This is a genomic window from Pseudoalteromonas sp. bablab_jr011 (assembly GCF_016464045.1).
Lineage (GTDB): Bacteria > Pseudomonadota > Gammaproteobacteria > Enterobacterales > Alteromonadaceae > Pseudoalteromonas > Pseudoalteromonas lipolytica.
Genome location: NZ_JACDWU010000263.1, coordinates 51,212 through 61,518, shown reverse-complemented (window position 1 = coordinate 61,518; position 10,307 = coordinate 51,212). Strand labels below are relative to the sequence as shown.

7 protein-coding genes and 1 pseudogene are annotated in these 10,307 nt (G+C 43.5%); all 8 read left to right on the top strand.

The genetic code is table 11. The annotated features are described in order from the left end of the window. Positions 1-69, top strand: a pseudogene (locus JIG41_RS15905) (elongation factor Tu); the annotation flags it as partial. 496 nt (positions 70-565) lie between these two features. Continuing rightward, the gene (locus JIG41_RS15900; RefSeq protein WP_118843943.1) at positions 566-2,155 is read left to right on the top strand and encodes an alkaline phosphatase; all 1,590 of its coding nucleotides are present in this window, start codon (positions 566-568) and stop codon (positions 2,153-2,155) included. An 11-nt stretch (positions 2,156-2,166) separates the two neighbouring features. Then, positions 2,167-3,966 (top strand): alkaline phosphatase, encoded by a 1,800-nt coding sequence (locus JIG41_RS15895; RefSeq protein WP_199525069.1) that lies wholly within the window; start codon positions 2,167-2,169, stop codon positions 3,964-3,966. A gap of 70 nt (positions 3,967-4,036) precedes the next feature. Beyond that, positions 4,037-4,753, top strand: a complete 717-nt coding sequence (locus JIG41_RS15890; protein WP_199525068.1) for a hypothetical protein — start codon at positions 4,037-4,039, stop codon at positions 4,751-4,753. Between the two features lie 169 nt (positions 4,754-4,922). Further along, complete coding sequence (locus JIG41_RS15885) at positions 4,923-5,588, top strand: SDR family oxidoreductase (RefSeq protein WP_036971542.1); 666 nt, start codon at positions 4,923-4,925, stop codon at positions 5,586-5,588. Positions 5,589-5,727: 139 nt separating this feature from the next. Further along, on the top strand, positions 5,728-6,108 hold the full coding sequence (locus JIG41_RS15880) for a hypothetical protein (RefSeq protein ID WP_036971539.1): 381 nt from the start codon (positions 5,728-5,730) through the stop codon (positions 6,106-6,108). Then, entirely contained in the window at positions 6,105-8,441 is a 2,337-nt protein-coding gene (locus JIG41_RS15875) for a fatty acid cis/trans isomerase (protein WP_036971537.1), read from the top strand. Before JIG41_RS15880 ends, JIG41_RS15875 begins: the two co-directional genes overlap by 4 nt. A gap of 99 nt (positions 8,442-8,540) precedes the next feature. Continuing rightward, positions 8,541-10,289, top strand: a complete 1,749-nt coding sequence (locus tag JIG41_RS15870) for a response regulator (protein WP_118843946.1) — start codon at positions 8,541-8,543, stop codon at positions 10,287-10,289. Positions 10,290-10,307: the final 18 nt, after the last annotated feature.

Sequence of the window (10,307 nt, the reverse complement as noted above, 5' to 3'; positions counted from 1 at the left end):
TTACGCTTCGCTATCCGTGAAGGTGGCCGTACAGTTGGTGCTGGTGTTGTTGCAACTATCGTTGAGTAATCAACTATAGTGATGCATTAAGCATTCAAGAAAAACCCGAGCTTAGTCTCGGGTTTTTTTATGGATGAGAAAATAGAGATTAGATATTAGAAATTAGATATTAGAAGCTAGATATTAGAAGGTAGATATTAGAAGGTAGATATTAGAAGGTAGATATTAGAAGTCAGTTACCGAGCGGGGGTTACTTACTGGTGTAATTAAACATCAAAAAGTTTGCTTGAGGTTAACGTGGCTTTATTTTGTTCTCGCTTCTCGCTTCTCGCTTCTCGCTTCTCGCTTCTCGCTTCTCGCTTCTCGCTTCTCGCTTCTCGCCATTATTAACCACCTTAAAACAGTGCTTCTTTCTTTTGGCTGTTAATCAGTTGTTTAATATTTTCGTCATTAAAAGTCACTTATTCAGTCATAAATACTTCCTACCATAAGCTCGCTAATTATCCATGTGCAGCTTAATTAGTCGCATACAATTCTTAAAATAACGTACTAACGGAACGTAACGATGAAAATGAATAAAATTGCCTCAGCAATTGGCTTTACGTTGGCATTGTCAGCGACGGCGAATGCCGGTGTGTTACCAGATAGTCAAAAACAAAATGAGTGGTACAGTGCCGCTGAAGCTAAATTAATCAAGAAAGAACAGGTAGCTCAGTCAGAACAGGCATTTAAAGCGAAGAATGTGATCTTATTTGTGGGTGATGGTATGGGGGTGTCGACACTCACTGCATCACGCATCATGGCAGGTCAAATGGGCGGTAAGTCTGGCGAAGAAGGTTTTTTAAGTTTTGAAGAGTTCCCTTACTCTGCGCAAATTAAGACTTACAACGTGGATGCACAAACACCTGATTCAGCGGGGACGATGACGGCTATTATCTCAGGAGTTAAGACTGACGTTGGCGTGATTGGTGTTAATGAAAATATTGAGCGTGGCAAGTGTGCGACAGTTGCTGGCAATGAATTAATTACCGCGACTGAACTGGCTGAAATTAAAGGCCTAGCAACGGGGGTAATATCAACGGCACGAATCACACACGCGACACCTGCTGCAACTTATGCAAAATCGGCGGATCGTAACTGGGAAGATATTTCTGATATGCCGGCTGATGCCGTTGAAGCTGGTTGTGAAGATATTGCATCTCAACTTGTTAACTTTGAGAAGAATTTAGAAGCACGTTTTGTCGGTACTGACGTGGATGGTTTAGAGGTTGTGATGGGCGGTGGTCGTCGTCACTTTTTACCGAAAGATGCGGCATTCAATTCAGCTGATGCTGTTAGTGAAGTCGAAGGGGACCGCACAGACGAGCGAGACCTAACTGCAGAATGGAAAACACTCTACCCAGAGGGTCAGTATGTCACGGATCAAGCTGGTTTCGATTCACTAAATGCAGATACAAAACGCGTGTTTGCACTATTTAATGAGTCACACATGCAGTATGAAGCAGACCGTAGTAACGATATTGCGGGCGAGCCTTCATTATCACAAATGACCTCTAAAGCTATCGACATTCTTAAAAATAATGATAAAGGATTTTTCTTAACGGTTGAGTCAGGACGTATTGACCATGCTCACCATGCGGGAAATGCTTACAACGCATTAAACGACACCGTTGAATTTGCAAAAGCAGTGCAAGCGGCTGTTGAAAACACTAACCCAGAAGAAACGCTTATTTTAGTCACCGCAGATCACAGTCATGTATTTACCATTGCGGGTTACCCAAAACGCGGTAATCCAATACTGGGTCAAGTGGTTGCCGTTGGTAAAGAAGCGCCGACTCTAGCTGCAGACGGTATGCCGTATACAACAGTCGGGTATGCAAATGGTTTAGGCTTTCGTGATTTAGGCGATGAGACTGATGCAGATGCGTCATATAACGACGCTGCATTTGCTGGCCGTGTTGACTTAACGGGTGTTGATACAACGACCCCAGGTTACCACCAAGAAGCCACTGTGCCATTAAGTTCTGAGACGCATGCGGGCGAAGACATTTCATTGCATGCAAAAGGTCCAGGTGCGCAGTTAGCGCAAGGCGTTGTGGAGCAAAATGTAATTTTCCACATCATAAATCAAGCTCTAGAACTAATTGAAGAATAATGGCGATGACAATGAAAAAACTAAATTTAATTTCTCTTGCTGTAGTAGTGGCATTAGCGGGTTGTTCTGATGATGATGACAAAGGCCCAATTGAAACAATCACAGTTGAAAACACCTTAGCTGTCGGGTCTGAGCAGTGTGTGAATGGTGGTACAGAAACCGTATCGGGTGAAGATACAAACCGCAATGGTGAGCTAGATTCAGCAGAAATCACAGAGACAACGGTTGCGTGTAATGACCCAGCCACATCACTGACCGCACAGCAGCTTGCGCCACTGACGAGCAATGATTGGTTTAAGGCCGCAAAAGTTAAGATGGCGGCAAGCGAAGAGAGCATCGCTGCGGTTGCTAAAGAGTCAGGGAAAGCGAAAAACGTCATTCTATTTGTGGGTGACGGTATGGGGATTTCTACCGTGACAGCGGCACGCATTATGGCGGGTCAGCTTGAAGGCAAGTTGGGCGAAGAGCATCAACTGAGTTTTGAAGCGATGCCGTTTTCTGGTTTTGCAAAAACATACAACGTTGACGCACAAACGCCGGATTCTGCGGGTACGATGACAGCAATGGCATCTGGTGTTAAAACAGATGCCGGTGTTATCGGCGTTGATGAAGATATCGAACGTGGTAACTGTGCGACGGTTGCGGGTAATGAGCTGGTAACAGCAACAGAGCTTGCTGAAATTGCAGGAAAATCGACCGGGATTGTATCAACAGCGCGAATTACACACGCCACACCTGCTGCCAACTATGCAAAATCGGCTGACCGTAACTGGGAAGATGTATCTGATATGCCAGAAGCGGCTGTCGCTGCGGGATGTGAAGATATCGCCTCGCAACTCGTTAACTTCGAAGCAAACCTTGAAGCACGTTATGCGGGATTAGATGTTGATGGCTTAGAAGTCGTGTTGGGCGGTGGTCGTCGTCACTTCTTACCTAAAGATGCCGCGTTTAACTCTGCGGACGCTGTAAGCAGTGTTGAAGGTGACCGTACGGATGGTCGCGACCTAACTGCTGAGTGGAAAGCGAAATACCCAGCGGGTCAATATGTTATGGACCAAGCAAGTTTTAATGCTGTGAATGCAGACACAACTGAGCGTTTATTTGGTTTATTCAATGAATCACATATGCAGTATGAAGCCGATCGCGCTAACGATATTGCTGGTGAACCTTCATTATCTGAAATGACCGCAAAAGCAATTGACGTGCTTGATAACAATGACAAAGGTTTCTTCTTAACCGTTGAAGCGGGTCGTATTGACCATGCTCACCATGCGGGCAATGCGTACAACGCATTAAGTGATACGGTTGAGCTTTCAAAGGCTGTTCAAGTTGCATTGGATAAAACCAGCATTGAAGATACTTTGATCATTATTACGGCTGACCACAGCCATGTGTTCACGATTGCTGGTTATCCAAAACGTGGTAACCCAATTTTAGGTAAAGTCGTGCCTGTGGGGAGTGATGAGCCATCACTCGCAGCGGATAATATGCCATACACTACTGTAGGATACACTAATGGCGGTGGCTTTCGTGACTTAGGTGATGAAACCGATGCGGATGCGGGCTATAACTTTGCACCCGTGACTGGGCGTGTTGATCTCACCGATGTTGATACAACTACACCGGGTTTCCATCAAGAAGCGGTGGTACCGCTTAGCTCTGAAACACACGCAGCAGAAGATGTTGGTGTGTATGCAGTAGGCCCAGGAGCCCATTTAGTTACTGGTACGAATGAGCAAAGCCTTATTTTCCATGTGATGGATTATGCCGCTGACCTTGTGAAACAAGCTGATGCTAAATTAGCCCAATAAATGTTAGCAGAGAGCCCTTAGGGGCTCTCCTTACATCGAATACAACACCTTTAAAAGAAAAGAGACTCCCGTGAAAGCTGCGATATTAATTGCTTCATTACTTAGCCCACTTGCTGTTGCAGGTCAGTGCGATACAAACACCGGTTATGCGAAAGCAAACTATACTGTCACAACCGATACTGTTGCTAACAAACAGCACACAGAAAACGCCTTTACGCTTTGGCGTACGCCTCATCAAGTGGCTAAGCAAAACCCACAATTTATCGAGTTGTGGCAACAGTTACGTAATCAGCAAATGCGACCAATCCGTTACTTTCAACACGCACAGCGTGGTATTGAATATCAGCCTTCTGAGGTTCAGGGCGAACAGGATTGGAGTGCCAAATATCAGTTGGTAAGTAATGCACTGCTCGAAAAAATGACTTTAAAAAACAGTGCAGGCGAAGGTTGTGAGCTGACTGAACATTATCAATACCAGCAAGCAGAGACAAAAATAGAGTTAACGTGGCTTGCTAATCAGCAGCTGGTTAAAGAAATGCGTATTTCATCGCCTTCTTATAGTCGCACAGTTGCTTTAACCACGGTTGAGCACAATAAAGACGCGGTAACAGCACAATTTGCCAAGTGGGATAACTTTCAAACGACAGATTATGCCGACATTGGTGATAATGAAAGCGACCCCTTTTTAGCCAAGATGATTAATTTAGGGTTTGTAGAGCATGGCGCGACTGGTTTTTATGATGCGCAAGGTAATCAATTGCAAAGTGAGCATCAGCACCATCATTAACATGCCTTGCTAAACGTTGCCGCTGAATGTATTAAAGCGGCACACCCTTACAGCACGTCTTTGGCTGTACGATTTATCATTTAAAGTACACAGTTCAATAAGCACCAGCCCTTGGTTTTTTGTTATCAGTCCCAAGGTATAGGGTATACGCTAACGAAGGAGCAGACGAATGACAAAACATGTGGTTGTAACGGGTGCCAATAAAGGTATTGGTCTTAATTTCTGTAAGCACTATTTAACGCTAGGAAACCGTGTTACGGCGGTTGTTCGCACGCCAAGTGAAGAGCTAAAAGCGCTCGATGTGAAAATAATCAGTGATATTGATGTCGCTAATCCAGACGATGTAACAACACTTGCCAATCATCTTCATGGCGACAAAATAGATATTTTGATCAACAACGCGGGTATTTTTCATAACGAAACCCTCGATGAGATGGATTTTGCTGCAATTGAAAAGCAAATAAGTGTGAATGCCATTGCGCCTGTTCGTATTACTCACGCGTTATTACAAAACTTAGGGATTGATGCCAAAGTAGCGATGATTACATCACGAATGGGCTCAATCGCTGATAACGGCTCGGGAGGTTATATAGGCTATCGTATGTCAAAAGCCGCACTCAATGCTGCGGGAGTGAGTTTGGCTCATGAGCTTAAAGATAAGCAGATAGCCGTTGGGCTATTTCATCCCGGGTTTGTACAAACAGAGATGGTAAATTTTGCAGGTGATATCAGCCCAGAGACAGCCGCTGAACGTTTAATAAAGCGCATCGATGAGCTAAACCTTGATAATAGTGGTGGTTTTTGGCACTCAAATGGTGAAACTTTACCTTGGTAAAGAGTGAGAAAATAAGTCATTAACAGTAAAGCAGTTAGCAATAAAAAAGCGGTTAACTGCTGATAACTTTCGCTAATTTTTGCTCTTTTTGTTTGCTATACTTCTACAATGACAGCCATATTGATGTAGAGAACAGCACATGGAACTAGAGCAAAATAGCGATTTAACCCTTCCCCTTTTTTATTTCGATGAGCATCTCAATAGTCGTGACATTGAGTCGCCTGATTTACTTTTACACGTCACGTTAGATGAAAATCTACTTACCCAGCTTTGCCAGAATCCTGCTGTTGATAGTAGTGTGGCTATTGCCTTAACTGATTATCGACTCGAAGCATTGGCTGAACAATATCAGTCACTGATAAAGGGTGAGCACCATGCTCAGCTAACCCTTGTTCGTGGGCCACTATTAAGTGCAATGCTCAGCGCTGAGGGCGACAGCAGTTTTGTATCGCCTCAAGTCGATATGATGCCAACCTTTGACTTAGGTGATGACCTAGAGGATAGCGAGGAAGAAGGATGAAAAAAACCTTCACGACACTATTTGGCTTAATCTTATTAAGTGGTTGCGCTTATTTAGGGGCAGCGCACTATGATGAGCTATTTGGTAAAGAGCAGCCTCAACAGCGTGTTGTTGCAGCATCAACCCCACAAGGTGCTGAGTTTTTGGCAGATGTAAAGCCAGTGCTTGATAGTCGCTGTGTGGTGTGTCATGGCTGTTATGATGCGCCGTGCCAATTGAAGTTATCCTCGGTTGAGGGCATCGACAGAGGCCTCAGTAAAGAACGTGTTTACGATGGAACGCGCTTACTGGCCCAAGAGCCTAGCCGATTGCTGTTTGACGCACTCGATACCACTGAGTGGCGAGAAAAAGGTTTTACACCGGTGCTTAATGAGCGTGTGCAAACTGAAGAGGCGAATTTGGCTGCCAGTGTCCTTTACAATGCGTTAGTGCTTAAACAAAGTAGCCCGCTTCCGACACAAGCAATCTTAGGTGATGAGTTTGATTTTAGTCTCGATCGTGAGCAAACATGTACAACCATGAATGAGTTCGATGCGTTTGCAAAGGACAACCCGCACAGTGGGATGCCATATGGTTTGCCGGGTATTTCAAGTGAAGAATTTCAGCGTTTAGCAAAATGGTTAAAGCAAGGGGGCTATCTGGCACATATTGAGCCGCCAGAAAAAAACGTACTTAAACAAGTTGAGCGCTGGGAAGCGTTTTTAAACCAAGAGGGTTTAAAGCATCAACTTGCAGCTCGGTATATTTATGAGCACTGGTATTTAGCCCATATTTATTTCCCCGAACAGGGAGATAAACACAGCTACTTTAAACTCGTTCGCTCATCAACCCCACCGGGCCAAGACGTTAAAGTGATTAGTACGCGTCGTCCTTACGAAGATCCCAAGGTATCTCGAGTTTATTATCGTTTGATGCATGACCGTTCAACTATTTTGGCAAAAACACACCTGCCGCTTGCTCTTAATGATGAAAAACTTGCGCGTTTGCACGCTCAATTTATCGAAACAGAGTATCAGGTTGATAAGCTGCCAAGCTATAAACCGGATGTTGCTTCAAATCCATTTAAAGCATTTGCGGCCATCCCGGTAAATTCTCGTTATCAGTTTATGCTTGATGAAGCTGAACTGATCATTATGGGGTTTATTAAAGGCCCTGTATGTCGTGGTCAAATAGCCCTTAATGTTATTAACGATCAATTTTGGGTTGCCTTTGCAAAACCTGAAATGGCAGCAACCCCTAAGGTGGGTGAGCTGTTATTACAGCATGAAGATGCACTGGCATTGCCCGCTGAAGAAGAAAGTAACGCACTGCCTATTTCAAGCTGGGTGAAATACTCAAAGAGTCAAAATAAGTATCTCTCTGCTAAAGTGGCTTTGGCCAACAAAATGTTCGCCAATGGCCAGCACTTAACCACCGATTTACTGTGGCGTGGCGATGGTCATAATCAAAATGCGGCACTCACCGTTTTTCGTCATTTTGATAGTGCAACCGTGGTTAAAGGCTGGATAGGCCAACAGCCTAAAACAGCATGGGTGCTTGATTATGCTTTGTTTGAGCGCATTCACTACTTGCTGGTGGCTGGCTTTGATGTGTATGGCAATATAGGCCATCAATTATTAACGCGTTTATACATGGACTTTTTACGCTTAGAGGGTGAGGGCAATTACTTAGCGTTACTGCCAGAGAACAAACGAGAAGAAATCAAAGCCCAATGGTATCGTAAATCACCGCCAAGTCTCACGAGCTTTTTTGAAGATGAACTGTCCTTTAGTCAGCCATCGGGCATTGAATATAAAACCACAGACCCACAGGCAGAGTTATTCAACATCCTTAAAGCAAAGTTAAAGCCTATATTGAGTACGCGTTATGATTACACGCAAGTGCCAGAGCCTCTCTCGCAGATTAATGAGTTACCGGTAAAAGCGATTAACTTATTGCCACAAATTTCATTTGTGTTAGTGAAAGAGGGGGCGGATGCGCATAAGGCATACACCATTATTCACCATAATGCTCATTATAATATTTCGAGCTTATTGAACGAAGAAGGTCAGCGTGCCTATGATGAAGATACCGTGACGATTGTGCCTGGTTTTATTGGTGACTACCCCGAAGCGATTTGGTACTTACACAATACTGAGCAAGTTAATGCGTTCGCATCAGGCCTTGCTAAAGTCACTGATGAAGCAGCGTACAGAGATTTGAAAAGTGAGTTTTCCATTCGTCGAACGCACCCACAGTTTTGGCAATACAGTGATATTTTGCACCACGTTGCCAAGCAATATCGCGGTGTTGAGTTTGGGCTATTTGATTATAATCGGCTCGAAAATAGATAAAGTAATTGATAGTGTTAACCGATAGTTTAAAGCCCACCTAGAGTGGGCTTTATTGTGAAATGTGAACTACAATTATGCTTAAAAATAAATGAGTAATACATGTTGAAGCTAGTTAAGGATATCCGACAACGATATCGGTGGGGGTTATCAGCCATTGCTATTTTGATAACCATCTCTGCTGCCCTAATGCAGACTCTTTTTTATGTGCAAAAAGGGGATGCGAAGGTGATCAACATTGCCGGTAAGCAGCGGATGCTTTCACAAAAAATAGCGCTGCATGGAAATGCCTTGATCTATCAGGATTCAGAGCGTCTAAAAGAGCAACATCGTAGGTTGTTACAGCAGGCTGTAGAACAATTTGTGTCAGGACATCAGTTTTTACTTGAACAAGAAAATGGCGAATTTATTCATTTAAACTCTGCACTCGAAGCGCATTACTTTTCTCCTCCAAACCAACTTGATGCGCATGTTAAGCGCTACATAAGTCAGGCTCAGCAGTTATTAAATAGTCGCACTAACTCCAGCAATATAGACAGTTCTATTTTTGTGAGCGAACAATTAGAGGCGCTGCTAACTAAGTTAGATCAAGCGGTAAAATTACTCGAGCAAGAATCGGTGTATAAAGTCACGATTATCTCGGTACTTGAGGTGGTGTTTTGGCTTGCTGCTATTGTGTTGTTAATCATAGAGCTTATTTTTATTTTTAAACCAATGGAAAAGCTGATTGCAAATACCATTCAGAAATACCAACAACAAAAAGAGTATGCAGAGCGGGTTAATAAAAATAAAGAGCGGTTTATTGCGCGAACAAGTCATGAGTTCAGAACCCCCTTGCAAGGTCTTACCTCGTCGATAGAAGCGCTTGATATTAGCGATAATCAACAACTGACGAAGCAACAAGCCATATACTGCGTTAACCGTTTGGTCGCTATGCTCGATGAGCTACTCGATTTACAACAGCTATCATCAGGCGACTGGCAGCTAAAGCCACATTCAAGCAACTTATTAACCACCTTGAATCAAGCTATTGCGCCTTATAAGTACGCGTGTAACGATAAAAATATTACGCTCAGTGTGAATATGTCTGAGGCATTAGACAAAGACGTGGTGACCGATCACGCAAGGCTACAACAAGTGCTTTCTGAGCTTATCAATAATGCGGTTAAGTTCACCCCTAAACAAGGTCGAATTGCCGTGAATGCGATTTGCAAAGGTCACAAACAGGTTATTCTGGAAGTGCAAGATAATGGCACCGGTTTTGAGCATCCTCCTGCTGAGCTACTTGACTTTGAGCATGATAGCGAACAGCATTTTCAGGGCTTAAAAACAGGCCTTTTACGGGTTATGCATATTGTAAAAGCACTGAATGGCAAGATTGAGTTTCAAAACGTTCAGCCTCATGGGGTTAAAGTCGTTATTCATTTGGATCTCGAAAATGCCCCCAAATCTGAAATGCCAATGCAGTTACCAACAAACCTGCATTGCTTAATAGTTGAAGATAATCCTCTCAATGCCACAATTTTAGGGCGTATTATTAGTCAGTTTGACTTTAGTTATGACATTGCGAGTAATGGCTTAATTGCGACAAGTATGACAGCTGAAAAAAAATACGATGTGATATTTATGGATTTAAACATGCCAGTTATGGATGGTTTTAAGGCAACAGATATTATCCGCAATGAACAATCGCTATTAACGCCGATACTTGCCGTAACAGCCAACACCTCGAATGAGGACTTGCAACGAATTTATGACTTAGGCGCCGATATGCATGTGTATAAGCCGATTTCAGTCGAGTCAGTGCAAAAAGCCCTCGGCGCATTATTCACAGAGGGCAAACAGGGATAAGTTGTTTAAAATGAAGAG